This window comes from Rhizobium sp. LjRoot98, assembly GCF_964252935.1.
Taxonomy (GTDB): Bacteria; Pseudomonadota; Alphaproteobacteria; order Rhizobiales; family Rhizobiaceae; genus Pararhizobium.
Genome location: NZ_CAXUPW020000006.1, coordinates 260,719 through 285,596, shown reverse-complemented (window position 1 = coordinate 285,596; position 24,878 = coordinate 260,719). Strand labels below are relative to the sequence as shown.

Annotated in this window: 25 protein-coding genes; 10 read left to right on the top strand and 15 right to left on the bottom strand. The window is 59.5% G+C overall.

Features of this window, described 5'->3' with window-relative positions; genetic code table 11:
- The first annotated feature begins 2 nt into the window (after positions 1–2).
- Positions 3–668, top strand: coding sequence for a DsbA family oxidoreductase (locus ACSQ3J_RS20530; protein WP_060505393.1), 666 nt, complete (start codon positions 3–5; stop codon positions 666–668).
- Positions 669–725: 57 nt separating this feature from the next.
- Here the strand turns inward: ACSQ3J_RS20530 and mfd are convergent, their stop codons facing one another.
- Together mfd and ACSQ3J_RS20520 are read right to left on the bottom strand one after the other, a co-directional pair.
- Positions 726–4,232: a transcription-repair coupling factor gene (gene mfd, locus ACSQ3J_RS20525; protein ID WP_436040015.1), complete on the bottom strand. Its 3,507-nt coding sequence runs from the start codon at positions 4,230–4,232 to the stop codon at positions 726–728.
- On the bottom strand, positions 4,232–4,546 hold the full coding sequence (locus tag ACSQ3J_RS20520) for a succinate dehydrogenase assembly factor 2 (RefSeq protein ID WP_060505391.1): 315 nt from the start codon (positions 4,544–4,546) through the stop codon (positions 4,232–4,234). The genes mfd and ACSQ3J_RS20520 overlap by 1 nt, the downstream gene beginning before the upstream one ends.
- A gap of 118 nt (positions 4,547–4,664) precedes the next feature.
- Between ACSQ3J_RS20520 and recG the strand changes: the two genes are divergently transcribed.
- Positions 4,665–6,767 carry an ATP-dependent DNA helicase RecG gene (gene recG / locus ACSQ3J_RS20515; protein WP_436040013.1) on the top strand — a complete coding sequence of 701 codons (2,103 nt, stop codon included), beginning with the start codon at positions 4,665–4,667 and terminating at the stop codon, positions 6,765–6,767.
- On the opposite strand, the gene ACSQ3J_RS20510 is transcribed toward recG, so the two are convergent.
- The 6 genes from ACSQ3J_RS20510 to ACSQ3J_RS20485 all read right to left on the bottom strand — a co-directional run bounded on the left by ACSQ3J_RS20510 (position 6,754) and on the right by ACSQ3J_RS20485 (position 12,013).
- Complete coding sequence (locus ACSQ3J_RS20510) at positions 6,754–7,464, bottom strand: DUF502 domain-containing protein (protein WP_060505389.1); 711 nt, start codon at positions 7,462–7,464, stop codon at positions 6,754–6,756. The two genes, recG and ACSQ3J_RS20510, sit on opposite strands and share 14 nt — an antisense overlap.
- On the bottom strand, positions 7,461–7,982 hold the full coding sequence (locus ACSQ3J_RS20505; protein ID WP_060505388.1) for a GNAT family N-acetyltransferase: 522 nt from the start codon (positions 7,980–7,982) through the stop codon (positions 7,461–7,463). The genes ACSQ3J_RS20510 and ACSQ3J_RS20505 overlap by 4 nt, the downstream gene beginning before the upstream one ends.
- On the bottom strand, positions 7,979–9,805 hold the full coding sequence (gene glmS / locus ACSQ3J_RS20500; protein WP_060505387.1) for a glutamine--fructose-6-phosphate transaminase (isomerizing): 1,827 nt from the start codon (positions 9,803–9,805) through the stop codon (positions 7,979–7,981). Before glmS ends, ACSQ3J_RS20505 begins: the two co-directional genes overlap by 4 nt.
- A gap of 158 nt (positions 9,806–9,963) precedes the next feature.
- A complete protein-coding gene (gene glmU, locus ACSQ3J_RS20495; protein WP_060505386.1) occupies positions 9,964–11,319 on the bottom strand; it encodes a bifunctional UDP-N-acetylglucosamine diphosphorylase/glucosamine-1-phosphate N-acetyltransferase GlmU in 1,356 nt (451 codons plus the stop codon).
- Positions 11,320–11,474: 155 nt separating this feature from the next.
- Entirely contained in the window at positions 11,475–11,768 is a 294-nt protein-coding gene (locus tag ACSQ3J_RS20490; protein ID WP_060505385.1) for a hypothetical protein, read from the bottom strand.
- Complete coding sequence (locus ACSQ3J_RS20485; RefSeq protein WP_436040010.1) at positions 11,768–12,013, bottom strand: hypothetical protein; 246 nt, start codon at positions 12,011–12,013, stop codon at positions 11,768–11,770. The genes ACSQ3J_RS20490 and ACSQ3J_RS20485 overlap by 1 nt, the downstream gene beginning before the upstream one ends.
- Positions 12,014–12,020: 7 nt before the next feature.
- On the opposite strand from ACSQ3J_RS20485, the gene ACSQ3J_RS20480 reads away from it, so the two are divergent.
- Entirely contained in the window at positions 12,021–12,209 is a 189-nt protein-coding gene (locus ACSQ3J_RS20480) for a hypothetical protein (protein ID WP_436040009.1), read from the top strand.
- 99 nt (positions 12,210–12,308) lie between these two features.
- Here the strand turns inward: ACSQ3J_RS20480 and ACSQ3J_RS20475 are convergent, their stop codons facing one another.
- The 6 genes from ACSQ3J_RS20475 to ACSQ3J_RS20450 form a co-directional block, all read right to left on the bottom strand.
- Positions 12,309–12,791, bottom strand: coding sequence for a hypothetical protein (locus ACSQ3J_RS20475; protein ID WP_436040008.1), 483 nt, complete (start codon positions 12,789–12,791; stop codon positions 12,309–12,311).
- Positions 12,788–13,267 carry a hypothetical protein gene (locus ACSQ3J_RS20470; protein WP_060641736.1) on the bottom strand — a complete coding sequence of 160 codons (480 nt, stop codon included), beginning with the start codon at positions 13,265–13,267 and terminating at the stop codon, positions 12,788–12,790. Before ACSQ3J_RS20470 ends, ACSQ3J_RS20475 begins: the two co-directional genes overlap by 4 nt.
- 60 nt (positions 13,268–13,327) lie before the next feature.
- Entirely contained in the window at positions 13,328–13,537 is a 210-nt protein-coding gene (locus tag ACSQ3J_RS20465) for a glycosyl hydrolase 108 family protein (RefSeq protein WP_060505381.1), read from the bottom strand.
- 86 nt (positions 13,538–13,623) lie between these two features.
- A complete protein-coding gene (locus ACSQ3J_RS20460) occupies positions 13,624–14,211 on the bottom strand; it encodes an FkbM family methyltransferase (protein ID WP_060505380.1) in 588 nt (195 codons plus the stop codon).
- A gap of 202 nt (positions 14,212–14,413) precedes the next feature.
- Positions 14,414–14,683 (bottom strand): hypothetical protein, encoded by a 270-nt coding sequence (locus ACSQ3J_RS20455; protein WP_060505379.1) that lies wholly within the window; start codon positions 14,681–14,683, stop codon positions 14,414–14,416.
- A 9-nt stretch (positions 14,684–14,692) separates the two neighbouring features.
- The gene (locus ACSQ3J_RS20450) at positions 14,693–15,037 is read right to left on the bottom strand and encodes a hypothetical protein (protein ID WP_060505378.1); all 345 of its coding nucleotides are present in this window, start codon (positions 15,035–15,037) and stop codon (positions 14,693–14,695) included.
- A 329-nt stretch (positions 15,038–15,366) separates the two neighbouring features.
- On the opposite strand from ACSQ3J_RS20450, the gene ACSQ3J_RS20445 reads away from it, so the two are divergent.
- On the top strand, positions 15,367–16,995 hold the full coding sequence (locus ACSQ3J_RS20445) for a hypothetical protein (RefSeq protein WP_244489844.1): 1,629 nt from the start codon (positions 15,367–15,369) through the stop codon (positions 16,993–16,995).
- 3 nt (positions 16,996–16,998) lie between these two features.
- Here the strand turns inward: ACSQ3J_RS20445 and ACSQ3J_RS20440 are convergent, their stop codons facing one another.
- Positions 16,999–18,645, bottom strand: a complete 1,647-nt coding sequence (locus ACSQ3J_RS20440; protein ID WP_060505377.1) for a Na/Pi cotransporter family protein — start codon at positions 18,643–18,645, stop codon at positions 16,999–17,001.
- 380 nt (positions 18,646–19,025) lie between these two features.
- On the opposite strand from ACSQ3J_RS20440, the gene ACSQ3J_RS20435 reads away from it, so the two are divergent.
- The 6 genes from ACSQ3J_RS20435 (at position 19,026) to ACSQ3J_RS20410 (ending at position 24,726) form a co-directional block, all read left to right on the top strand.
- Complete coding sequence (locus ACSQ3J_RS20435) at positions 19,026–20,921, top strand: SurA N-terminal domain-containing protein (RefSeq protein ID WP_436040006.1); 1,896 nt, start codon at positions 19,026–19,028, stop codon at positions 20,919–20,921.
- Positions 20,922–20,937: 16 nt separating this feature from the next.
- Positions 20,938–21,951 (top strand): anthranilate phosphoribosyltransferase, encoded by a 1,014-nt coding sequence (trpD, locus tag ACSQ3J_RS20430; protein ID WP_060505375.1) that lies wholly within the window; start codon positions 20,938–20,940, stop codon positions 21,949–21,951.
- A gap of 11 nt (positions 21,952–21,962) precedes the next feature.
- Complete coding sequence (gene trpC, locus ACSQ3J_RS20425; protein ID WP_060505374.1) at positions 21,963–22,778, top strand: indole-3-glycerol phosphate synthase TrpC; 816 nt, start codon at positions 21,963–21,965, stop codon at positions 22,776–22,778.
- A complete protein-coding gene (moaC, locus tag ACSQ3J_RS20420) occupies positions 22,778–23,272 on the top strand; it encodes a cyclic pyranopterin monophosphate synthase MoaC (protein WP_060505373.1) in 495 nt (164 codons plus the stop codon). The genes trpC and moaC overlap by 1 nt, the downstream gene beginning before the upstream one ends.
- Positions 23,272–24,495, top strand: coding sequence for a molybdopterin molybdotransferase MoeA (locus ACSQ3J_RS20415; protein ID WP_060505372.1), 1,224 nt, complete (start codon positions 23,272–23,274; stop codon positions 24,493–24,495). The genes moaC and ACSQ3J_RS20415 overlap by 1 nt, the downstream gene beginning before the upstream one ends.
- Positions 24,496–24,573: 78 nt before the next feature.
- Entirely contained in the window at positions 24,574–24,726 is a 153-nt protein-coding gene (locus ACSQ3J_RS20410) for a hypothetical protein (RefSeq protein ID WP_156393874.1), read from the top strand.
- The last annotated feature ends 152 nt before the right edge of the window (positions 24,727–24,878 follow it).

Genomic DNA, 24,878 nt, shown 5'->3' with positions numbered 1-24,878 from the left:
GCATGAACCATGTCAATATCGACGTCGTCTCGGACGTCGTCTGCCCCTGGTGCTATCTTGGCAAGGCGCGGCTCGATCAGGCGATCGCGAATGTCGCCGGCGATGTCCTCGTCACGGTTAACTGGCGGCCGTACCAGCTCAATCCGGATCTGCCGCAGGAAGGCGTCGATCACAAGATCCATCTTGCCGAAAAGCTTGGCGGGCAGGCAGCGGTGGATCGCGCCCATGAAATGCTGGCCGGCCTTGGTGAACAGGACGGAATCGCCTTCAATTTTGATGCCGTGAAGATCAGCCCCAATACGCTTGATGCCCACCGCCTGATCCGATGGGCACTGACCGAAGGCGGCGACACCCAGAGCGAAGTTGCCACCTTATTGTTCAAGGCGAATTTCGAAGAGGGCCGCAACATCGGCGATCACGCGGTATTGCTGGACATTGCAACCGAGGCCGGCCTCGACCGCACAGTGATTGCCGCACTGCTTGCGTCGGATGCGGACAAGGACGCGGTTTCCGAGGAAATCGATATGGCCCGCGGCATGGGCGTCACCGGCGTTCCCTGTTTCATCATCGACAGTAAATATGCCGTCATGGGCGCACAGTCGGTCGAAGTTCTGGAGGATGCACTGCGTGACGTCGCCAAGATGAAGGACACGTCGCAGATCAATTGAAGGATAATCCGCACAGCAAAAAGCCGCGCAGAGTTTTGCGCGGCTTTTTGTTTGCGATCAGCTTTTTGCCAGACCGGCCAGCTGCGTCATCACGACCGCTGAGCCTGCCAGCCGCTTTTCCGGCGTTGGGAAATCACGCTGGAAGAAGATGCTGTGATCCGGGCGGATCTTGGCCATGATGCCCTGCTTGGCAATGTAGCCCACCAACGCGCCCGGATTGGGGAATTCGCGATTGCGGAACTGCACGACGACCCCCTTCGGGCCGGCATCGAGTTTTTCGACATTGGCGGTGCGGCAGAGCGACTTGATATAGACGATCTTCAACAGATGCTGGACTTCCAGCGGCAGCGGACCGAACCGGTCAATCAATTCCGCGCCAAACGCATCAATATCGGAAAGCTCGGTAATTTCGCCGAGGCGGCGGTAAAGGCCAAGGCGCAGATGCAGGTCCGGCACATACTCGTCGGGGATCATTACCGGCGTGCCAACGGAAATCTGCGGCGACCAGCCGCTATCGGCGATCTCTTCGTCACCCTTCAGCTCGGCCACCGCCTCTTCCAGCATCTGCTGGTAAAGCTCGAAGCCGACCTCCTTGATATGGCCCGACTGCTCGTCACCCAACAGATTTCCTGCACCGCGGATATCGAGGTCGTGGCTTGCCAGCTGGAAACCTGCCCCCAGCGTATCTAGAGACTGCAACACCTTGAGGCGGCGCTCCGCCATGCCGGTCAGCGTCCGGTTGACCGGCAACGTGAACAGCGCAAAGGCACGGACCTTGGAACGGCCAACGCGGCCGCGGAGCTGATAGAGCTGCGCCAGGCCGAACATATCAGCGCGGTGCACGATCAGCGTATTGGCCGTCGGCACGTCAAGGCCGGATTCGACGATTGTCGTCGACAGGAGAACATCGTAGCGGCCTTCATAGAAGGCGTTCATGATGTCCTCGAGTTCGGTCGCAGGCATCTGGCCATGGGCGACGGCGACCTTCAGTTCCGGCACATCCGACTTGAGGAAGTCGTGAATTTCCGACAGATCGGCCAATCTTGGGCAGACATAAAAACTCTGGCCGCCGCGATAGTGCTCGCGCATCAGAGTTTCGCGGATCACCAGGGCATCGAACGGCGAGATGAACGTGCGAACCGCCATGCGGTCGACCGGCGCCGTGGTGATCAGCGACAGTTCACGAACGCCCGTCAGTGCCAGTTGCAGCGTGCGCGGGATCGGCGTTGCCGACAGCGTCAGCACGTGCACGTCGGATTTCAGCTCTTTCAGCCGTTCCTTGTGCTTGACGCCAAAATGCTGCTCCTCGTCGATGATCAACAGGCCGAGATTGGCAAAGTTGATCGAAGCGCCGAGCAGCGCATGCGTGCCGACGACAATATCGGTCTTGCCGTCTGCCACTTCCTTCTTGGTCAGCGCCAGTTCCTTGGAGCCGACAAGGCGCGAGGCCTGAGCAATGCGCACCGGCAGTCCGCGAAAACGCTCGGTAAACGACTTGAAATGCTGGCGGGCAAGTAACGTCGTCGGCACGACAACGGCCACCTGGACGCCGTTCATGGCGGCGATGAAGGCGGCTCGCAGTGCCACCTCGGTCTTGCCGAAGCCGACGTCGCCGCAAACGAGCCGGTCCATTGGACGGCCAGCACCAAGATCGTCGCGAACGGATTCGATCGACGTCATCTGGTCTTCGGTTTCATCATACGGGAAGCGTGCCGCGAACTCGTCGTACAGCCCTTCCGGCGTCGTCAGTACCGGCGCATGCCGTGTCAGACGTTCGGCAGCAATGCGGATCAGACCGCCGGCCATGTCGAGCAGGCGTTTTTTCAGCTTGGCCTTGCGCGCCTGCCAGGCGACACCGCCGAGCTTGTCGAGGACAGCATCGCTGCCTTCCGAGCCATAGCGCGACAGAAGCTCGATGTTTTCGACCGGTAGGAACAGTTTTGCTTCATCGGCATAGACCAGCTCAAGACAGGCATGCGGGGCACCGGCGGCCTCAATGGTGCGCAGGCCGATAAACCGGCCGATGCCATGTTCGGCGTGCACGACAATGCTGCCCTCATCCAGACCAGCCACTTCCGCGATGAAATCGGCACCGCGCTTGCGGCGCTTCGAGCGGCGCACCATGCGGTCGCCGAGGATATCCTGCTCGCCGATGACAACCAGATTGCCCGTTTCAAAGCCGCTTTCGAGACTGAGGACAGCGGATGCGGCTTCTCCGGGTTTCAGGCTGTTGACTTCGGACAGCGCCTTGACCGGCTTGATATTGGCAAGACCGTGTTCGGCCAGCACCTGCAACAGACGGTCAAGCGATCCCTCCGACCACGCTGATATCAGCACCCTGGCGCCCTTGGCGCGACGGTCGGCGATATATTTGACGGCCTGATCGAAGACGTTGACGCGCTCGGCGTCGCTGGTCGATTCCGTGGCGTTTTTCGCCCAGCGGACGCCGAGACGTGCGTCGACGGTGATCACCTGGCGCGCTTCGCCTTCGTGTTCGCTGAACGGCGACAGACGCACCGCATTGCGCGACACCAAGGCGGCATTGAACGCCTCGGCACTGAGATACAGCATCTCCGGCGGCACCGGCTTGTAGGGCGTGCCCTGCGAAATCTGCGATTTTCCCGGCGAGGCCGACGACTGGCGGGCCTCGTAATAATCCTGAACCAGCTTGGACCGCTCGGCAGCGGCTTCGCGAACAACATGATCGGTGACGATATGGAAGCCAGCGAGATAATCGAACACGGTATCGAGCGTGTCGTAGAACAATGGCAACCAATGTTCCATGCCGGCATAACGGCGGCCTTCGGAAACCGCCAGATAAAGCGCGTCATCGCGGGTGGCCGCGCCGAACATCGACAGGTACTGCGTGCGGAAATGGCTGATCGTTTCCGGCGTCAGCGATACCTCGCTCATCGGGTTGAGATCGAGCGAACGCGCCTTGCCGGTGGTGCGCTGGCTGGCCGGATCGAACGAGCGGATGCTTTCCAGGGTATCGCCAAAGAAATCCAACCGCACCGGCTCATCATTGCCGGGGACGAAGACATCGAGAATGCCGCCGCGCACCGCATATTCGCCGACCTCGCGAACCGTGGCGACGCGCTCGAAGCCATTGCGGCCAAGCCGGGCGGCGATATCGTCCATGCGGATAATCGCACCCGGGCGCGCCGAAAAGGCGAGATTTTCGATGATATCCTGCGGCGCCATCTTCTGCAGGGCAGCATTGACAGTGACGAGCACGATGGCCGGATGCGGTTTTTTCGCGTGCGCGATCAGGCCGCTCAGCGTTGCCAGGCGCCGCGCTGACGTGTCGGCACTGGGGGACACGCGGTCATAGGGCAGGCAGTCCCAACCCGGCAGGGTCAAGACGGGAATATCAGGGGCGGCGAAACCCAGCATCTGCTCGACATCGGCGATGCGCTGACCGTCAGACAGAATATAGGCGACCGGGCCATTGGCGCGGGCAAGCTCGGCAAGGATCAGCGGTTCCACCCCGGCCGGAACCGGGCCGATGGTCAGCTCGCGGGTGGCGCGGGCAACTTTCTTGGGGTCAAAACCGGCGATCATCAGGCGTTTTTGTCCTTGTCGGCAAGCAGCACATCAAAATCGGGGCGATAGGACACGATCCGATTGAACAATGGCGTGCGATAGCGCTCCGGTACCGGCTGCGATCCAAGCACCCACTTGAGCAAGTCGGTGTCCTCTTCGCCCATGATCGTTTCGAGCTCGTCGAGCTCGGTCTCTGCCAGATCAGCAAGCTCATTATCGGCGAACTGTCCGAAAACCAGATCCATCTCGCGCACTCCCCGGTGCCAGGCGCGGAAAAGAATCCGTTTGCGGCGCGGATCGAGATCGGCGCTGGTGCGTGTGATGCCGGTCATGAAAAGTCCTTCCTGCCACCGCTTCGCGAAAGGCGGCGTTTCGCTATGGCTCTATAAACGCTGAAAAGATAAATGTCAGCCTTGCCAAAGACCTAATCCTAGTTTCAGTCTGCCCCGCATGCGCCCTGCCCTTCTCGATCCGCTTTTTGCTCCGCTCAACTCGCTTCCCGGCATCGGCCCGAAAGCCGGCGAACTCTATGCGCGGCTGCTTGGCCGAGAAAGTATTGACGATTGCCGGGTGATCGACCTTGTCTTTCACGCCCCGCATTCATTGATCGACCGGCGTCATCAGCCCGGTATTGCGCGCGCCCCCCAAGGCGTCATCGTCACCATTACCGGCCGGGTTGATCGGCATCAGCCACCACCGCCGCGCACCAGCCAGCCCTACCGCGTCTTCCTTCATGATGATACCGGCGAACTGGCGCTGACCTTCTTCCGGGTCAAGGGAAACTGGCTGGAAAAGGCGCTGCCGGTGGACGAGACCATCACCGTCAGTGGCAAGGTCGATTGGTTCAATGGTCGTCCATCGATGGTTCATCCGGATTACATGGTGCGGGCAACGGAGGCTGAAAACCTGCCGCTGGTCGAGCCCGTCTATCCGATGACCGCAGGCTTATCTGCCCGTATTCTGCGCAAGGCGATCGAGGCGGCCCTGCCTCGCATTCCGGACTTTCCAGAATGGATTGAAGAAGCCCTGATGCAGAAACAGGGCTTTCAGTCTGCGCGTGATTGTTTCCTCGCCTTGCACGATCCGCGCGATGGCACCGATCTCGATCCACAGGCGCCCGCCCGCCGGCGGCTTGCCTATGACGAATTCCTCGCCGGACAGCTCTCGCTGTCGCTGGTGCGTCAGCGGCTGCGCAAGGTTGCCGGAATACCGGTTCACGCAACGGGAAAACTCAGCAAGCCGGTGCTTGCAGCCCTGCCGTTTTCGCTGACCGGCAGCCAGGAGACAGCAATCGGCGAAGTGCTGAAGGACATAGCGGGCACAGAACGCATGCTGCGGCTGCTGCAAGGCGACGTCGGCTCTGGAAAAACCGCGGTGGCGCTGATGTCGATGCTAGCTGCCGTCGAGGCTGGCGGTCAGGCCGTGCTGATGGCACCGACCGAAATTCTCGCACGCCAGCATTTTGCAACACTGTCGAAGATGGCGGCACCTGCCGGTGTAACCATCGACGTCCTGACCGGCCGCACCAAGGGCCGCGAGCGCGACGCCATTCTGGAACGCATCGCATCCGGCGAAACGCAGATTGTCATCGGCACGCATGCGCTGTTCCAGGACACCGTCGTCTATAACAATCTTCTGCTTGCGGTCGTCGATGAACAACACCGCTTCGGTGTGCACCAGCGCCTGCGGCTGACGGCCAAGGGCATTTCCCCGCATATGCTGGTCATGACAGCAACTCCCATCCCACGCACGCTGGTTCTCGCCGCATTCGGCGACATGAACGTCTCGAAACTTACCGAAAAGCCGGCGGGGCGAAAGCCGATCCAGACCGTGACGGTATCGACCGAACGCACCGGTGAAATCGTCGACCGGTTGCGCACCGCGCTGGCCGAAGGCAAGAAAGCCTACTGGATATGCCCGCTGGTCGAGGAATCGGAAGCTTCCGACCTGATGTCTGCCGATGAGCGCTTCCAGAGCCTCGACAAGCAGTTCGGCCCGAATGTCGGCCTCGTGCATGGACGCATGAACGGCGCGGAAAAGGATGCGGTGATGCTCGCCTTCAAGAATGGCGAGATCCGGCTTCTTGTTGCCACCACTGTCGTCGAGGTCGGGGTCGATGTGCCGGACGCAACGATCATGGTGATCGAGCATGCGGAACGGTTCGGGCTGGCTCAGTTGCATCAGCTGCGCGGCCGTGTCGGACGCGGTGATGAAGCCTCGACCTGCATCCTGCTCTACAAGGGACCACTCAGTGAGAACGGCCGCGCACGCCTGTCGATTCTACGGGAAACAGAAGACGGTTTCCTGATCGCCGAAGAGGATCTGAAACTGCGCGGCGAAGGTGAATTGCTTGGCACGCGGCAGTCCGGAACACCGGGTTTCCGCATCGCCAGCCTGGAAGCGCATGGCGATCTGTTGGAAATTGCCCGCAAGGATGCCGCGTATGTCATCGAGCGGGATCCCGACCTGACGACTGAACGGGGTGAAGCATTGCGAACTCTGCTCTATCTGCATCGCCGCGACGAAGCGATCCGTTTTCTCAGGGCCGGCTAAGCGTCTTGCCGCGTTTTGCGGGTGTTTCCTGCTGCGGGACTGCCAGAGTTTTCGGCAGATATTCGGGCGAGACCAACCCACCCGACAGAAGCAGCTTGGCAGCATCTTCCGGGCTCATATCGAGCGGCACAATTTTTTCACGCGGTACGAAAATCAGGAATCCGGCGGTTGGTACCGGCGTCGGTGGCAGGAAGACGGCAACCATGTCGAGGCCGCGTTCGGTAAATTTCACCGCTATCTCGCCCTTGGCATCCGTCGCAATGAACACCAGCGCCCAGAGACCAGGGCTTGGATATTCGATCAGCCCTGCCTTCTTGAAGGAATTCGACTGATCCTGCAGCACCGTCTGGAAAATCTGCTTCAGGCCCTTGTAGATCGAGCGGACCAGCGGCGTGCGGACAAGCAGTGATTCACCGAAACCAACGACGCTGCGGCCAATGAGGTTGGCGGTGAAGAAGCCGACCAGCGTTATCAGCATCAATGCTGTCAGCAAGCCAAAGCCGGGCACCGGATACGGCAGAAAATTGTCCGGGTTATAATCGAATGGCAGGTAGGGTTTGACCCAGCTATCGGCCCAGAGAATGAACGACCAGGTGATCCAGGCAGTAATCGCGAGCGGCGCACAGATGATCAGACCGGTCAGGAAATAATTCCTCAACCGCGTGGCGAAAAACCCACGTGCCGGTTTGTCTGTCATGCCACTCCGTCTTGCCCATCGCCGCCAGCGTAAAATGCCGCGTTATAGTTTACTGTGCCGGACGCCTGACGTGAGGACAAGGGCTGCACCAAGAAATATTGCGGCGCACAATCCTTGAGGACAAACCGAGGATCGTTACGGAACTCAAATTTCCGGTATAAATCCGGATCGCCCATGACGACGCAGCCGGCCGCTCCCTGATCTCGCAACATGTCCAGCCCTTGGCGGATCAGGGCGCCTCCGATGCCCCGCCCCTGGTATTGAGGCACGACCGATACCGGACCGAGCCCGAACCAGCCCTTCGAACCATCGGACAGTTCGACCGGCGAAAAGGCGATATGGCCGACAATTTCGTCATCCACCACTGCCACCAGCGAAATGCTCAAAGCACCCGCCTGGCGCAAGCGATCAACGATCAGGTGTTCTGTCTGGTCGCTGTGCGGATGATCCCTGAAGGCCGCGATCGTAACATCACGGATGGCTGGGATATCAGTCGGACTTTCTGGCCGTATGATCATTCCACCGTGACCGATTTGGCCAGATTGCGCGGCTGATCGACGTCGGTGCCCATGAAGACGGCCGTATGATAGGCTAGCAGCTGGATCGGCAGCGAGAAGATCATTGGTGCGATGATTTCATCGACATTCGGCAGCACGATCGTGCTCATCGTCTCGAGCTTGGAGGCGGCGGCGCCCTTCTCGTCGGTGATGAAGATGATGCGGCCGCCGCGTGCGGCGACTTCCTGCATGTTCGACACCGTCTTTTCGAAGAAGCGGTCATGCGGCGCGATGACGATAACCGGCATATTCTCATCGATCAGCGCGATCGGGCCATGTTTCAACTCACCTGCCGCATAGCCCTCGGCGTGAATGTAGGAAATTTCCTTGAGCTTCAGCGCGCCTTCCATCGCCAGCGGATAGCTGGTGCCGCGGCCGAGATAGAGCACGTCCTTGCACTTCGACAATTCGCGCGACAGGCTTTCGATCGTCGGCTGGATGCTGTTAAGCACCTTGCCCATGATGCGCGGCATTTCGGCCAGGCTGCGGACGAGGACCTTTTCCTCGGCCTCAGAGACCGTTCCGCGCGCCCGACCGGCGCCGATGGCAAGAGCTGCGAGCACGGACAGCTGGCAGGTAAAGGCTTTGGTCGAGGCAACACCGATTTCCGGGCCGGCCATGATCGGGAAGATCGCGTCGGATTCCCGCGCGATGGTCGATTCCTTGACGTTGACGACGGCGCCGATCTTCAGGCCGTTTTCCTTGCAATAGCGCAGCGAAGCCAGCGTGTCGGCAGTTTCGCCGGACTGGGAGATGAAGAGTGCCGCCGATTGCGGCGACAGCGGGATATCGCGGTAACGGAATTCCGAAGCCACGTCGATTTCGACCGGCAGGCGGGCATAACGTTCGAACCAGTATTTGCCGACCAGGCCGGCGAGATAGGCGGTGCCGCAAGCCGAGATGGCAAGGCTCGGCACCTTGGCAAAATCGATCGCGGCGGCGATCGGATTGACCTTGTTCTCAATGAAATCGACGTAGTGACCGAGCGCGTGCGAAATCACCTCGGGCTGCTCGTAGATTTCTTTTTCCATGAAATGCCGGTGATTGCCCTTGTCGACCATATAGGCCGCGGCAACCGACACCTGACGCGGACGCGACACCGGATTACCGCTGTGATCAAGGATTTCGATACTGGTAGCTGTCAGGACGGCCCAATCGCCATCGATCAGATAGGTGATTTCGTTGGTGAACGGCGACAGCGCTATGGCGTCGGAACCGAGGAACATTTCACCCTTGCCGAAACCGACAGCAAGCGGCGGGCCGCTGCGGGCGGCCATAATCGTGTCCGGCGCATCCTGAAAGATGACGGCCAGAGCATAGGCGCCAGTCACACGTCGCAGCATCGCCTGCATGGCGTCCCTGTGGCTCATGCCGTCGCGGATCAGCTTCGCCAGCAATTGTGCGACGACCTCGGTGTCGGTTTGCGTCTTGAAGGTCGCGCCGGCAGCGGCAAGCTCGTCCTTCAATTCGGAAAAATTCTCGATGATGCCATTATGGACGACAGCCACGCCGTCAGTGAAATGCGGATGGGCATTGTTTTCTGTGGGGGCGCCATGCGTTGCCCATCGTGTGTGGGCAATGCCGGTCTGGCCGGCCAGCGGCTCGCCGCGCAGCCTGGTTTCAAGGTTGACCAGCTTGCCTTCGGCACGGCGGCGCTCGAGCACACCGTCATGGATCGTCGCGACGCCGGCGGAATCATAACCGCGATATTCGAGCCGCTTCAGCGCATCGACAAGACGCTCGGAGACGGGCTGGTTTCCAACGATACCGACGATGCCGCACATATATCTCTTCTCCGCAATTTTTTCGTGAGACCGGGACAGGCGTGACGCCGATCCAAATTCATTCTTCAGATGCCGCCTTGGTATCGAATTTCCAAAAATGCGCAATCGGCCCGAACCTCACTTTCGGTTTCAGGCTTTAACCGTGGCGCGACGGCAGGCTACTTCTTTTTGGCAGCCTTTTCCGCCTGATAGCGCTCACGCAGGATTTTCGCCCGCCCAGGCTTGATCTCCTGGCGCGCGCGCCCGAAAGCGACCGCGTCCGAGGGTACATCTTCGGTAATGACGCTGCCAGAAGCAACAAGTGCGCCATCCCCCACCGATACCGGCGCCACCAGCGACGAATTCGAGCCGATAAAGGCGTTCGCACCGATGCGGGTGATGTGCTTGTTGACGCCATCATAGTTGCAGGTGATCGTGCCTGCGCCGATATTGGTTTTCTCGCCGACGAATGCGTCGCCGATATAAGTCAGATGATTGACCTTGGCCCCGGCGCCGATCTCGGCCTTCTTCACCTCGCAGAAATTGCCGACCTTCGAATCCGGGCCGAGATTGGCGCCCGGGCGCAGCCGCGCGTAGGGACCGACGGCTGCCTCTGCTCCGACATGCGCACCTTCGAGATGCGAGAAAGCATGGATCACAGCGCCACTTTCAATGGTGACGCCCGGACCGAAGACGACGTTCGGCTCGATCAGGACATCCTGTGCAATTTGCGTATCAAAGGCCAGGAAAACGGTTTCCGGCGCGATCATCGAAACACCGGAGACCATCATCTCGTGACGGCGGCGTTTCTGCCAGATAGCCTCGATCGCGGCCAGTTCCGCCCGGTTGTTACAGCCGGTCAGTTCCGTCTCCGGTGCCTCAACGGCGATTGCCTTGCCGCCTTTGGCGCGAACGATTTCGACGATATCGGTGAGGTAGTATTCGCCCTTGGCATTGGCATTGCCGATCTTACCAAGCAATTCCAGCGCCTTGGCACCGTTGATCGCCATCAGGCCACCGTTGCAATAGGTGATCTTTCGTTCGTCCTCGCTCGCATCCTTCTGCTCGCGGATCGCCACAAGCGCGCCATCCTCGACGATGAGCCTGCCGTAACCGGTGGGATCAGCGGTCTGAAAGCCTATTACGACAACATCGTTGCCGTCGGCCAGCCCCTGACGTGCGGCCAGAAGCGGCGCCGCCGTGATCAGAGGGGTATCGCCGAACACGACGAGAATATCGTCATAGCCCTTCGCGATGGCTTCCTTTGCCGCAAGAACGGCATGGCCCGTCCCGAGGCGTTCGGTCTGGAGAAATGCTGCCGTGTCGATATCGTTGCGGGCGGCAGCGGCTTGAACCGCTTCGGCATCACGGCCAAGGACAAGCGCCACGGAGGAAATCGAAGCGTTGACCAGAGATTCCACCACATGCGCAATCATCGGCCGGCCGGCGACCGGGTGCAGCACCTTCGACATGGACGACTTCATCCGGGTGCTTTCTCCCGCCGCCAAGACAATCGCCAGGCATGTGCGCTTCATTCACGTTCTCCCGCTTTGGTGGCTGCCAGTTTCGAAACCGGCACGATTCCGCCCGCTACATAACAGGAAGTTCTTACCAAAACAAGTAAAAACAAATAGTTAGCAAAATGTCATGACTTGCGTTGGCGCCTACCTGCGTTGGCGAGCGGTGCCTGTCACTGTACGCTGACTTTGGCTGTCGGCGCTGTCGATCCAGTGAGCGTGACGAAGATATTACCCGATGTCCTGAACACGAGTTGGCGAATAATATCGCCATTGCTATCGACCTTGGCGACAGTCAATTTCGTGTCCGGAAGAGCGGTTTTATCTCCGTCGGAAACTTGCGAAAGGATCTGCAGCGTTCCGCCGCCAAGGCTGCCAGAGTAGGACAACGTGCGGTACCCCGCATCCGTCTGCCCTTGCAATCCAACATTCCATTCGGCATCAGCAGTAAATGACTTGACGGGCATCAACGTGTCTCCCTTGTCGCGTTGTTGGACTGGCGCTGCAGCAATTCCCGCACCACCTTCATGTCGCCAGCAAGATCGGTGACCGACTTCTGGACTTCGCGGATCGCCGCACTGTCGCCGACACGCCCCTGTTCGAGCACCTGGACGCGGTAGATCGCGTTATCGACCTTACGGCCGTCCGCCTCTGCATTTTGCTCGATCGCCACCAGGCGGGCGTTAATGGCCCCTTGGCGTCCGGCCGGCATGTGGTTGATGCTTGCCTGTGTAGCCTGGTACGTCGTCTTGCGGCCGCTGGTGAACGCGACGCTAGCGGCCCTGGGTAGCCGGGTGCCCGTTGATCTGGGGATCGATATGCCTACCTTCCTCACGATCTTCATGACCTATTCCGGCCTCTATATGGGCGGCAACACGGTTATCCGGGCGGTGAAAAAAGATGGCTGAGCCTAATCGTGCTTTGGGATACGTGAAGGAGTTCGGTTCGCTGATCAACACCTGCCTGCTGGTGGCTGGTGCGCTAGGCTTGATCTGGAAAGGCGGCGGCTACATGGAGGCCACCGATCGCGGCATCGAGGGCAATGCCCAGGCGATCACCGCTCTTTCGGTATCGGTGACCAAGGCGCTCGCTGATCTGCTCGCCGACGAAAACAAATGGCGCGAAAGCCATCTGCAAATGCACACCGATCGCAACGGAGAGGTTCGCGAGCGGGAAAGCCAGCCAAAGCCGGTCTCCTTGTTCATTTCGGCAAGCATCAGCTCGTTGGCCATCCGCTGCCGGTCGTTATAGGCCAGGACCAGCTCCGGCGTCTCCGCCTCCACGGCCGCCACGGCCGCCTCAATCCGCGGAGCAGGCAAACTTGGCAATTCCTCCGGAGGAACGCCCGCCCTTGTCGCGATCGCGTCGATCACCGTTCCGCCGAGATCGCCGGCAACGCCGCCGACTTTCTCCTGCAGAATCCGCTTAACGAGCGGTGCGCCGACTTTTGCGGCAACGTCGATCAGAATGGATGTGAGGATCGCGCTCATGCGGCCACTCCCGCGTATGCTTCGGCCCGGGCCGTCGCAGCCCTTTGGCGAATGACGAGCAACACGGCGGCGATCGCCAGCACCACCGCCAGGCCGCCGAGGACCCAGAGCGCCGAGGCATCGACAGCCGAGGGATCGATGACGGGCGCGCCGGCGGATCCTGCGGCACCTGTCGCAGTCGTCTTTGCGGCCCTGTCGGCCGATCCCGCCGCTGTCTTCGCCGCTGCCGCTTCGCTCCTCGCATCAGCCTGGATCCGGCCGGGTGTGGCACCCATCGCCGCAAGCGCCATGGCAACGCCCCGAACCTCAATATCCGCCACGCGGCGGCCCCAGCCTTTGCCGAAGGTTTTCCAGATCTTCAAAGACTGCATGAACGAGAGACGCGCCCGGCAGATCTTTTTCACTGTGACAGAATGATCGTTACTGCCAGACGCGGCCTTCAGCCATTTGAGACCGCGCGAAACGCCGGAATTCACCGACGCATCATGAGTGGAGAGATCCACACCGGGAAAAAGCTGATCGCCGTTGATCTTGTCCTAGAATTCGGAGCGGTAAAATTTCAGCGCCTGGTCGCGCGTGATCAGACGGACAGGGGTACGTTTCCACCCCATCTTGTCCTGGTACTCGTGCCAGCGGGTTTCTGTGACGCCGTACATCGTCTTGCCGCCCGGGTCGGCCTTGTGATTGCTCCATCCGCCCTCCCAGGCGCCGGTGATGGACTGGCAGATTTCAAAGCGGTCGGACATAAAAAAGCTCCAGCATGGTCGATGCTGAAGCCTAGAGCCTTTCGGGTTGCGTCAAGTGCGGGCCGCGTAAAGCGAAATGCTCCCCGTTACCGGCGGAGCGCGCGCCTATCGATAAAGATGCAAGAGAAGTCCAACCGGGACACGAACGCGTAGTCCCTCGCTGTCATCAATCCATAGATTGGACTGGAAAGAACACTCACGACATCGGGATAGCCGAGCGTTTCTGTGATGATCATTTTCGGCCGATGTTTCTCCGCCATGCTTCGGATGATCCGATAATCCAGACCTTCCACGTCGATGCTCATCAGATCAATCGGCTGCTTGGCATGGGTCTCGATGATGTCATTGACGGTGCGACACTCAATCGTCTTTTGCTCTACGAGCACTTGTCCATTGTTGAGGTGGTGCTGCACATCCTTTTCACTGAGGAAACCATTCAGGCCCGGGTCAGTGAAGATCGAGAACAGCAGGCTTCCCGGCTCGTCGGAAACGCCAGCTTCGATATTCGTATCCTCGGGGCGAAGTGCATGGAATTCGTCCATCGCACCCGGCATCGCATCAACGTTCAGGCCGCGCCAGCCCTTCCGGTAAAAGTATGCTGTATTTGAAAGGTTGAAAGGGTGATGAGCCCCGACGTCAAGGTAATATCCGGTTTCGATCCCGAATGTGTCCATGAGGATTTTATTGGCAACAATGTCCTCCCCTTCCCACGAAAAACACGGCTGCAAGTTGAATCCCCCCCATAAGTTGCAAACTTGGATAACCCTCGCATGTAGTGTAAATATCGGTCAAGCTCCTGATAGAGGTTTTATTCTTACCTAACCCTTCTTCGAGGAAATTTCTTCGCCGCCGCCCTCTCTGGCCCGCAGGGAATGGCTAGGTAGGGTTGTTGACTGCATCCACGAAGGCAATGATTTCATTCGAAATAAGTCGCCACTTCACCTCGCCAACGCGCCAAGTGACAAAGCCGCATTCAGCGTCCTCTAATGTAAGAGCGTGATCTGCCGCCTCGATCACATCCAACACCTTGATACCGGTTCTGACCTGATCGATCGAATAACCGTGGTCAGGAGAAGCGACAACTAGTGATTTTAGCATCCCCTTAAATTCGTCGGATTTGTCCGAGGGGAAAGAGATGGTTTTCATATTGGCTCCTTATGCCACTCTTTGCTGGATTGCTGATCCATTTCGATAGAATTCACCCACAGCAACGCTGGCTGCTGCCGCTGCTGCATCATTTGCGTAGGAGTTTGCTGGCACGCCCATCTTCAGACCGAGGCCATTGCCCGGCGCATTTTTGATGCGAAACTTCTCGGCAGCGTTCGTCCCCAGGAGGAGGTCATAGGCCCCAGAGGTCATTACCTGACCGTAGTTGAGGCCATCCGTACTGAGAAACATCTTCGATGCGCCCGAAACCTGCAAATCCAGGCCGGGGTTGCCAGTTACCGCATTGATGGAACCTACCCGCCCCAGGGCCAACGGATTGCCGCCATCGCCCACATACAGATCTCCTGCAGTCGTCACCGCGTCCGTAGCAGTACGCACACCGATCGAAGTTTTACCTGTGTTAACGTTGAAGAGAGCGAAGATATTGCACAGAACATAATTCTTGCGCGAGCCGCCATGTTAACCCCGATAAAACCCGATCCTGTCATAAGCGGGAAATGACCGCGTTTGATGGCTCCGACGGCCGGGGAATGATACCGACAATGCAGGGTTTGAGCGAGACAGTGCCTTTGGGCAGGCGAAGCGGTATCGGAGCGATACTCGCACGGAAGCCCCTAATCGTCCTGGCATTGACTGTCGCCTGTTTACCGCTGGCACTATTGGTGACCGTGACCATGCCGATCGGCCCGATGTATTGGGATCATTACATCTACCTTGACGCAGCAAATCGTATCTTCGACGGCCAGATCCCTTCCGTCGATTTCTTTGCGCCCGTGGGTGGCCTCGGTTACTATCTCTTTGCCGGATGGCTTTATCTTTTCCCCAATGGCCACCCGCTGCTGCTTTCCAGCTGGTCGTTAATGACAGTAACGGCGCCCCTGATAGCGCTGGTCGTCCTGGACGTACAGAAACGCTCCCCGGCCATCGCGTATGGCTTGTTGCTGCCGTTCCTGTTCTTTTCTCTGCTGCCGTTCAACACCGGCGACTTCTACCCCTATCCGGGTTCCGATGGTTTCGGCATCTACAACCGCCAGATCTGCCAGCTGCTGTATGTACTGGCTGCCGCGCTGGTCTTCGTGCGCGGATGGAAAACACTGGCCGCGGTGACGGCGTTCGCCATGCTTGCGCTGCTGTTCATCAAGGTCACCGGGGTGGTTGCGGGCCTCGTCTTGTGCCTGATGGCCTTTCTGACTGGACGCCTGCCGCTTCGTGCGGCCCTTGTTGGCGGCGGCGTTTTCTTTGCCGCTATCGGATTTATTGAACTCACATCCGGCACGGTTTCAGCCTACGCCACCGATATTCTGTCGCTGGTTGTGATCAACGACACCAGCCTGTTGCCCCGCCTTCTGCAAGCCGCATCGATCAATTTCAGCGTAGTCCTGGCCGGCGGCCTGCTCGGCCTTGTCCTGCTCGGCAGTGAATTTCCCGCATTTTCAGCGGCAACCCGCGCCTTTGTCGCCAAGCCCAGCTTTCGGGCTATCGGCCGGATTGCCGATCAGTCCTTTCTGTGGATGGGGAGCTTCATTGCAGCCGGCCTGCTGTTTGAAAGCCAGAACACCGGTAGCCAGGCGTTCATCTTTCTGTGGCCGCTGCTACTTGCCATTCTCATCGAAACCTATCGCCACAAGGGATCGTCGGCATCATTTGCCATCGTTGCGTTTCTTGCTTTCAGCGCCGCCATTCCTCCCGTCGCCACAGTCACGCAAAAGGCAGCGCGCGCCTGGATCGGCAGCGTCAACAACAGGCCACTCGAACACGACAACCTGAAGAGCATGGGCGCTGTCAGCATCCGCGACATCCTGAGCCAGCGGGCACAGCGCCTGCAGACCAACTACGTAGCTTACCGTCCAGCCTATGATGCCTTAGCTGAAGCCGGTGAATTGCCATCTTTCCTGCTTTACAGCGACTTCGAGTTTCAGTCGCTATGGCTGCAGAGTGCCGATGATGCGGTCTCAGCAATCCGGGCGTTCGAAAGCGCCAACAAAGTACGGTTCGAGACGATCATGACGATCGATTTCACCAATCCCTTTCCCTGGCTGATGGATCGTCACGCGCCAAAATATATCGCAATCGGTGCCGATCCATACCGGGCCGTGCCGCAGCCGGGGCCACGCGTCAACGAGGCCGTAGCTGCCGTCGATCTGGCGCTTTATCCGACATGCCCGCCGACCACCGCGCGGCTGAAGCTTCTCGGTCTCTACCAGCCGGCACTTGCACCCGGCCATCACCGCATCACGTTGACACCATGCTACGATGCCTTCGTACGCAACGGTATTGCCACTGCACCTTAGGCGTCAGTGCGGCATCCGCAGCCGGCTTTCCGTCAGAAGGCCACTCTCATCGAGAATCGGATGCGCGACGGAAACGATATGGGCGTTGATCCGCTTCAGATCGCGCAAGATGTCCAAATGCAGGGAACTCGTCTGCAGGCTATCGGTGCGGCCGTCGCGTAGACGCTCCAGATGACGCTCGGACGAGCGTTTCTCCATATGGCGGACATCAACCTTTACCTCCATCAGATGGCGGGCAAGCTCGGCGTCGCGGGTGACAAAAATGGTCTGCGCGATGCGCAGATTGTCGATGGTCAGATTAAACAGTGTTGTCAGCTCCTGGTAGCCGTCCTCGGAGAATTTGAGTCCGTTGTCGATCTTCTTCTTGATCTCTTCTGTCAGGCCCTTTTCAATGATGTCACCGATATGTTCGAGGTTGATGGCATAGTCGATGATCACGATAGAACGGCGGCCATTGTCGTCGCTGAGACCGCTGCGCCCAAGCCGTGACAAGTAGAGTTTGACTTCCTGCTGCAGCAGATCCACCTGCTTTTCCAGTTTTCCGATATCCTGAAGCTGGAGACGATCATTGCTGTTGAACGCAGTCATCGTCGCGATCAGCATTTTCTCGATCAGATCACCGACGCGCAGCACTTCCCGGGTCGCGCCGGACAGAGCGATGACCGGTGTCGTCAGCGCCCGGTCGTCGAGATAGAGCGGCCCCGTCTCGGCCTTTGGCTCATCCGGAATAAGCCGCAACATGGCCGTTGAGAGCAGCGAGGAGAACGGCCACGCCAAAATGGCAAGCACAACATTGAAGATCAGGTGGATATCGACTGGAAGCTTTGCCGGTGAAAGCGGCAGTGTCTGGAGAAAAGCTGCAACTGGCGCTGCCACCGACAGCGCCAGCAGACAGCCGATGGCGCGAACAACCAGATTGCCCGCAGTGACCCGCTTGGCAGAGGCGGAAGCCGACAATGTCGCCATGACCGGCGGCACGGCCCCACCCAGGTTAGCGCCCAGCACGAGCGCGATCGTCAGGCCGGGCGAAAGAATACCAGCCGCTGCCAGCGACAGGATGAGAACGACCACGGCAAGGCTGGAGGATGAGACGAAGGCGAGCACCGAGGCGAAGATCATCGCGACAGGCCAGGCACTGTCGAGCATGGTGAGAAAACTTGCAAGTGCAGGCGATTCGCGCATCGGCTCGGTCGCGAGCCCGAGCAAGTGGAGCGACAACAACATCAAGCCGATCCCGACCAGGGCTGTGCCCGCGCCCTGCTTGGCGCTTGACCGCCCTGCCCGGTTAAGCATCACGCCAGCGAGAATGAGCAGTGGCGACAGCCAGTCGACACCGGTCGCGACGATCCAGGCCGTCACGGCTGTTCCGACATTTGCCCCGAGCAGGACGATCTGGGCCATGCGGGCACGAACCAGCCCCTTTTCAACAAACGACGCGATCATCAGTGCAGTCGCAGTCGAGCTTTGAAGCGCGACGGTTGCGACGAACCCACCCACGAACGAGCGCACCGGCCCACGGGTCCCTTGCGCCAATCCGGTTCGCAGCCTGATCCCGAAAGCGCGCGTCGCACCGTCCTTGACCTGCGACAGGCCAAAGAGCAGCAACGCGACGGCTCCGAACAGATTGACCATGACGATGATGGATTCCATGTCTGCACTCCGGCTTTCCCGCCAAGATTGCTGCTGATCAAGCGAGTCGGCATGTTCTGGCGGATCGATGCTAGCATTTCCATGGGCGAAATGACCCGCGTCACATCGATAGTGACAGATATTTTTTGATTGCCGGCTAACATTTCCGACATGTTTCAGCCTTCGAACGGCACCCGTCAGAACTGCGCGCGTTCCCCTCCTGCACCAAGCGGCACGGCATCACGAACAAATGACCGCCCGGTGCGCGCCGGTGCCGTCGTCCCGCTGATTTCCTCGACTTTTTGCGTGTTTGAACCCTTCAATTCCGCCGCGGATTGCTCTAAGGAACGACACCGGTTGCCATCCGGCGACCACGAAATTGCGACGAGGTATGCAGACCCATGCTTGAATTCCTGAGAAGAGGCTCCCGGACCTGGGTTGTCAAAGGACTGATGGTCCTTCTTGTTCTTTCCTTCGGTGTCTGGGGTGTGTCCACGTCGCTGGTAACGGGAACGGCCGACGCCGTTGTGACGGTCGGGGACGTAAAAGTATCTCCGAGCGATTTCCGTCTTGCCTATGAGCGCCAGCTCGCCCAGCTTTCCCGGCAGTTCGGTACGCGGCTGAGCCGTGAACAGGCCAAGGCCTTCGGTGTCGAAGCGCAGGTCTATTCCCAGCTCGTCGCTGGTGCGACGCTTGATCAGCTGTCGGAAAACATGAACCTCGGCCTGTCGCAGGACCGCCTCGCCTCGCTGATCAGTGAAGACCCGGCATTCAAGGGTGTCAACGGTCAGTTCGACCGGGGAACTTTCTCGAGCGTGCTGCGCAATGCGGGCTTGCGCGAACAGGATTACATCAACAACCGCAGCCAGGTTGCCGTACGCTCGCAAGTCGTCGAAGCCCTGTCGGATGGCTACACGCCGCCAAAGGTTCTGGGCGACGCCCTGCGCCAGTATCGCAACGAAACGCGTTCCATCGACTATCTGCTTTTGTCGAATGCCAATGTCGATCCGGTCAAGGCCCCCTCGGATGAGGTGCTCAAGCCCTGGTTCGAAACACACAAGGCCGAATACCGCGCGCCGGAATTCCGCAAGATCAGCTATGTGAAGCTGGAACCCACCGACATCGCCGATCCTGCGTCGGTCACGGAAGACGAAGTGCGGGCCGACTACGAAAAGCGCAAGAACAGCTTCAGCACGCCGGAAACCCGCACCGTCGAACAGCTCTCCTTCCCTTCGCGTGAAGAAGCTGACGCGGCGGCAGTCAAACTGTCCACCGGCACGACGTTCGACGCTCTGGTCACCGCTTCCGGCAAGACGGCAAGCGACGTGCTGCTCGGCGATTTCACCCGCGACCGCATGCCTGATGCCAAGCTGGGCGACGCTGCCTTTGCGCTTGTCGCCGATGGGCAGACGACGCCGGTCATCGATGGCGCCTTCGGTGCCGTTATCCTGCGTGTCACCAATATCAAGCCACAAACGGTTCGGGCCTATGACGAGGTTAAGGACGAACTGCGCCAGGAACTGGCGCTGAGCAATGCCGCCAACGAGATCATGGGGATCCACGACAAATTCGAGGATGCCCGCGTCTCTGGCGCCCCGATGAAGGAAGCGGCCGAACAGACCAACCTGAAGCTTGTGGTCCTCAACGCGGTCGATGCACGCGGCAATGACACGAATGGCGATGAAATCACCGGTATCTCCGAGGCAAAGACCCTGCTTGAAGAAGCCTTCAAGGCTGAAGTCGGCGGAGAAACCTTGCCAGTCAACCTTGGTCGCGACGGTTATGTCTGGTTCGATGTCGACGAAGTCACACCGGCACGCGATCGCACGCTGGACGAAGCCCGCGAAAAGGTCGTCGCAGACTGGACAGCGGAACAGCAGCGCAACGAGTTGGCTGCAAAGGCTGTCGAGCTGAAGGGCCGGGTCGAAAAGGGCGAAACACTCGCGGACATTGCGGCAGAACTCGGTATCGCCGTCGAAACCAAATCGGGACTTCGCCGCTCTGCAGAAGATGCAGCGCTTAGCCCCGCGGCGGTCGCAGCTGCCTTTGGCGGCGCAAATGGATTGGTTGCGAATGCACCGGGGATCGGCGGCGAAGGCCAGATCCTTCTGAAGGTTACCGAAGTCGATAACGACAACCCAGGCGATGCGCTTGACAATGACGATCGTCAGATCAATGCCATCGCCCAGGCCAGCGGCGACGACATACTCGATCAGATGGTCAGCGAGTTGCAGAAGGGCTACGGTGTTACGATCAACCAGCAGCTCGCCGAGCTTGCTCTGTCGCAGCAGCGGTAACGCAAAAGGGATCAGCATGCCGGACTTGAAGCCTTTCGTCGCTAAGGCCGCAACAGGTGAAGCGCTCAACCGCGATGACGCCCGCGCAGCCTTCGAAATCATCATGTCCGGCGAAGCGACCCCCTCGCAGATCGGCGGCTTTCTGATGGCGTTGCGCGTGCGCGGCGAAACGGTGGATGAGATCGTCGGGGCCGTCGGGGCCATGCGGGCACGCATGCTGACGGTCGAGGCACCGGCTGACGCCATCGACATCGTCGGAACCGGCGGTGATGGCGCCGGGACCTACAATATCTCGACGCTCGCAGCACTGATCGTCGCCGGTGCCGGTGTACCGGTCGCCAAGCATGGCAATCGCGCGCTCAGCTCTAAGTCGGGAACGGCCGACGCGCTCTCCTGCCTCGGCGTCAAGCTCGATATCGGGCCGGATGCCATTGCACGCTGCATTTCAGAAGCCGGACTCGGCTTCATGTTCGCCCAGCAGCACCATTCCGCCATGCGCCATGTCGGTCCAACCCGCGTCGAGCTGGGGACGCGGACGATCTTCAATCTGCTCGGCCCCCTGTCGAACCCGGCCGGCGTGACCCAGCAGCTTGTCGGTGTTTATTCGCCGCATTGGCTGTTGCCGGTCGCCGAAGTGCTACGCGATCTCGGCTCGAAGAGCGTCTGGGTCGTGCATGGCGAAGGACTGGACGAAATCACCACGACCGGCGTCACGCAGGTGGCGGCGCTTGAAAATGGCCAGATCAGAACATTCGAACTGACGCCATCCGATTTTGGTTTGGAAACCGTTCTGCTTGCCGATCTCAAGGGCGGCGATGGCGCGCACAATGCCGTGGCGCTGAAGGGCGTTCTGCAGGGTGATGCGACGCCCTACCGCGACATTTCGCTTGCCAATGCCGCGGCCTCGTTGCTGATCGCGGGACGCGCCGGTGATCTTCGCGAGGGCATGGAGCTTGCCCGCCGGTCGCTGACCAGTGGCAATGCCAATGCTACGCTCGAACGGCTCATCCGCGTTTCCAACGCGGCGTAAGGAGAAAATCGATGGCTGACATTTTGCAGAAGATCGAAATCTACAAGCGCGAGGAAATCGCCGCTGCAAAATCGCGCGTCAGCCTCGCAGACCTGAAGGCGAAGGCCGCCGGACAGGAAGCACCGCGTGGCTTTCTGAACGCCCTGAGAGCCAAGCAGGCGGAAGACCGTTTCGGCCTCATTGCCGAAATTAAGAAGGCCAGCCCTTCCAAAGGATTGATTCGGCCGGATTTCGATCCGCCACTTCTGGCAAAGGCCTATGAAATCGGCGGCGCGGCCTGCCTGTCCGTCCTGACCGACGGCCCGAGTTTTCAAGGCGCGCCAGAATTTCTGACGGCAGCACGCAACGCCTGTTCCCTTCCCGCCCTGCGCAAAGATTTCATGTTCGAAACCTACCAGGTCCATGAAGCTCGTGCCTGGGGTGCCGATTGCATCCTGTTGATCATGGCGTCGCTGAATGACAGCGATGCACAGAGGCTCGAGCACGAGGCGTTTTCGCTCGGCATGGATGTCCTGGTCGAAGTGCATGACGAGGAAGAACTCGAGCGGGCGCTGAAACTGAGTTCGCCGCTACTTGGTATCAACAACCGTAATCTGAAAACGTTCGAAGTCGATATCGCCCTGTCCGAAAAACTGGCACCGATGGTCCCGGCCGACCGGCTACTGGTCGGCGAGAGCGGCATCTTCAGCCATGACGACTGCGTGCGGCTGGCAAAGAGCGGCATTTCGACATTCCTCGTCGGTGAAAGCCTGATGCGCAAGGACGATGTGACCGCCGCAACCCGCATCCTTTTGACCGGATCCGCCGCAATTCTGGCTGCTGAATAATGGCTGCACCGTCCCTCACCCATGTTGGCTCGGACGGTCAGGCCAATATGGTCGATGTCGGAGACAAGGCAGAGACCGTGCGCATTGCCGTTGCCGAAGGCTTTGTGCGGATGCTGCCGGAGACGCTCGACCTCATTCTCAAGGGTAATGCCAAGAAGGGCGACGTGCTCGCCACCGCGCGCCTCGCCGGCATCATGGCCGCGAAGCAGACGGCCAATCTGATACCGCTTTGCCATCCGCTGATGCTGTCGAAGGTTTCCGTCGATATTTCCGCCGATGCCGCCTTGCCGGGCTTGCGGGTCGAGGCAATGGCCAAGCTCACCGGCCGCACAGGCGTTGAGATGGAAGCGCTTACCGCTGCCAGTGTTGCGTGCCTGACGATCTACGACATGGCCAAGGCCGCTGACCGGGAGATGGAGATCGGCGGCATCCGGCTCGTTCAAAAATCGGGTGGGCGTTCCGGCGACTATGCCCGCAAGGAAAGTCAGAGCTGATGGCATTGCTTCCGGTTTCAGATGCGCTCGACAGGCTGTTGAAAATCTCTGCACCGGTAGCTCGCTCGGAAATGGTTGATCTGCACGACGCAATGGGCCGCGTTCTGGCAAATGATATCTCTGCCCTCGTCACCCACCCTGCCTTCGACAACTCGGCCATGGACGGATATGCCGGACACCATGAGGATTTTGCCGAAGCTGGTACGGAGCTTGTTGTTATCGGCGAATCGGCGGCAGGCCGTGGTTTTGACGGTCAAGTTGCCCGCGGCGAGGCTGTCCGCATCTTCACTGGCGCGCCTGTCCCTGAGGGCGCGGATACAGTTCTTATTCAGGAAGATGCGGAAAAACTCCCGGATGGCCGTATCCGGACGACATTCGCTCTGGCCAAGGGCCGCCATATTCGCCCTAAGGGGCAGGATTTTACCCTTGGCGACATCGTTTTGCACGCCGGGCAGGTACTGGATGCCGGGCGTTTGACGGTCGCCGCCGGCATGAACCATCCGCAACTACCAACTCTCGCGCGGCCGAAGGTGGCGATCCTGGCAACCGGTGATGAATTGCGGCTTCCCGGCAGTGTTCCAGGGCCTGACCAGATTATTGCCTCGAACACCTATGGCGTTGCGGCAATTGCCCATGACAACGGTGCCGAAATTATCGATCTGGGGATCGTGCGCGATGACAAGGCGGCTATTGCGGCCGCAGTCTCCAGGGCGCAGGCCGCTGGCGCGGACGTGCTGGTGACACTTGGCGGCGCCTCAGTCGGCGATCACGACCTCGTCCAATCAACGCTGGTCGAAAGCGGCATGGTGCTGGATTTCTGGCAGATCGCCATGCGCCCTGGGAAACCGCTGATGGTTGGATCTCTTCAGCGCATGACAGTGCTTGGCTTGCCAGGAAACCCGGTCTCCAGCCTCGTCTGCTCGCTGTTGTTCCTGGAACCGCTGTTGCGCCATCTCGGCTCTCTGCCCCCGCGTGATCGCAGCGGCAAGGCAAAAACGCTGAGTGCGCTGGTAGCCAACGACAAACGGCAGGACTATGTTCGTGCCCGGTTGACGCGCGCCAATGATGGATCGTTGCAAGCCGAGACTTTTTCGCGCCAGGATTCCTCGATGATGCAGGTCTTTGCCCAATCCGACTGCCTGATCATCCGGCCGCCGCATGCGCCGGCGCTAGAGGCTGGCGCCCCTTGTGACCTGATGATTCTCCGCTCCCCAGGCAGCTGACCACTCGGCCGGGTACCCTTCCCAAACACCACTTCGCGCCTATCTATCCCTCGGCAAAACTGCCGTTGATGGAAGGGAATGAAATTGAATCGCAATGCGCTCTACATGCTTATCGGAGGCCTCGTCGTTCTGGTCGTTGGATTGGGCATCTATATCTACGACAAGGAATCCAAGCCCGACGGCGTTGAGGTGAAGATCGGCGAAGGCGGCATTTCGATCGAGGAAAACTGAGTTGAACGCAGTGGCTTTCACACCCGTCGCCATATTAACCATTTATTAACCAAAACAACCGATTATTCACCTCAGTTGACCTGACTACGGATGTACTAGCAGGCCAAGCATAGGACGACAGGCCGGGTAATCCCGGCCTTTTCGTTTTTCAG

Bases quoted from the DNA above. Each gene is read 5' to 3' on its own strand.
- ACSQ3J_RS20480 (WP_436040009.1), top strand. From the start codon at position 12,021: ATGCTTGCCTGTGTAGCCTGGTACGTCGTCTTGCGGCCGCTGGTGAAC.
- ACSQ3J_RS20505 (WP_060505388.1), bottom strand. From the start codon at position 7,982: ATGATCATACGGCCAGAAAGTCCGACTGATATCCCAGCCATCCGTGAT.
- moaC (WP_060505373.1), top strand. From the start codon at position 22,778: ATGGCTGCACCGTCCCTCACCCATGTTGGCTCGGACGGTCAGGCCAAT.
- trpC (WP_060505374.1), top strand. From the start codon at position 21,963: ATGGCTGACATTTTGCAGAAGATCGAAATCTACAAGCGCGAGGAAATC.
- glmS (WP_060505387.1), bottom strand. From the start codon at position 9,805: ATGTGCGGCATCGTCGGTATCGTTGGAAACCAGCCCGTCTCCGAGCGT.
- ACSQ3J_RS20410 (WP_156393874.1), top strand. From the start codon at position 24,574: ATGAAATTGAATCGCAATGCGCTCTACATGCTTATCGGAGGCCTCGTC.
- trpD (WP_060505375.1), top strand. From the start codon at position 20,938: ATGCCGGACTTGAAGCCTTTCGTCGCTAAGGCCGCAACAGGTGAAGCG.
- glmU (WP_060505386.1), bottom strand. From the start codon at position 11,319: ATGAAGCGCACATGCCTGGCGATTGTCTTGGCGGCGGGAGAAAGCACC.
- ACSQ3J_RS20510 (WP_060505389.1), bottom strand. From the start codon at position 7,464: ATGACAGACAAACCGGCACGTGGGTTTTTCGCCACGCGGTTGAGGAAT.
- ACSQ3J_RS20415 (WP_060505372.1), top strand. From the start codon at position 23,272: ATGGCATTGCTTCCGGTTTCAGATGCGCTCGACAGGCTGTTGAAAATC.
- recG (WP_436040013.1), top strand. From the start codon at position 4,665: ATGCGCCCTGCCCTTCTCGATCCGCTTTTTGCTCCGCTCAACTCGCTT.
- mfd (WP_436040015.1), bottom strand. From the start codon at position 4,232: ATGATCGCCGGTTTTGACCCCAAGAAAGTTGCCCGCGCCACCCGCGAG.
- ACSQ3J_RS20530 (WP_060505393.1), top strand. From the start codon at position 3: ATGAACCATGTCAATATCGACGTCGTCTCGGACGTCGTCTGCCCCTGG.
- ACSQ3J_RS20485 (WP_436040010.1), bottom strand. From the start codon at position 12,013: ATGCCGGCCGGACGCCAAGGGGCCATTAACGCCCGCCTGGTGGCGATC.
- ACSQ3J_RS20460 (WP_060505380.1), bottom strand. From the start codon at position 14,211: ATGGACACATTCGGGATCGAAACCGGATATTACCTTGACGTCGGGGCT.
- ACSQ3J_RS20440 (WP_060505377.1), bottom strand. From the start codon at position 18,645: ATGGAATCCATCATCGTCATGGTCAATCTGTTCGGAGCCGTCGCGTTG.
- ACSQ3J_RS20455 (WP_060505379.1), bottom strand. From the start codon at position 14,683: ATGAAAACCATCTCTTTCCCCTCGGACAAATCCGACGAATTTAAGGGG.
- ACSQ3J_RS20520 (WP_060505391.1), bottom strand. From the start codon at position 4,546: ATGACCGGCATCACACGCACCAGCGCCGATCTCGATCCGCGCCGCAAA.
- ACSQ3J_RS20435 (WP_436040006.1), top strand. From the start codon at position 19,026: ATGCTTGAATTCCTGAGAAGAGGCTCCCGGACCTGGGTTGTCAAAGGA.
- ACSQ3J_RS20475 (WP_436040008.1), bottom strand. From the start codon at position 12,791: ATGAGCGCGATCCTCACATCCATTCTGATCGACGTTGCCGCAAAAGTC.
- ACSQ3J_RS20465 (WP_060505381.1), bottom strand. From the start codon at position 13,537: ATGTCCGACCGCTTTGAAATCTGCCAGTCCATCACCGGCGCCTGGGAG.
- ACSQ3J_RS20490 (WP_060505385.1), bottom strand. From the start codon at position 11,768: ATGCCCGTCAAGTCATTTACTGCTGATGCCGAATGGAATGTTGGATTG.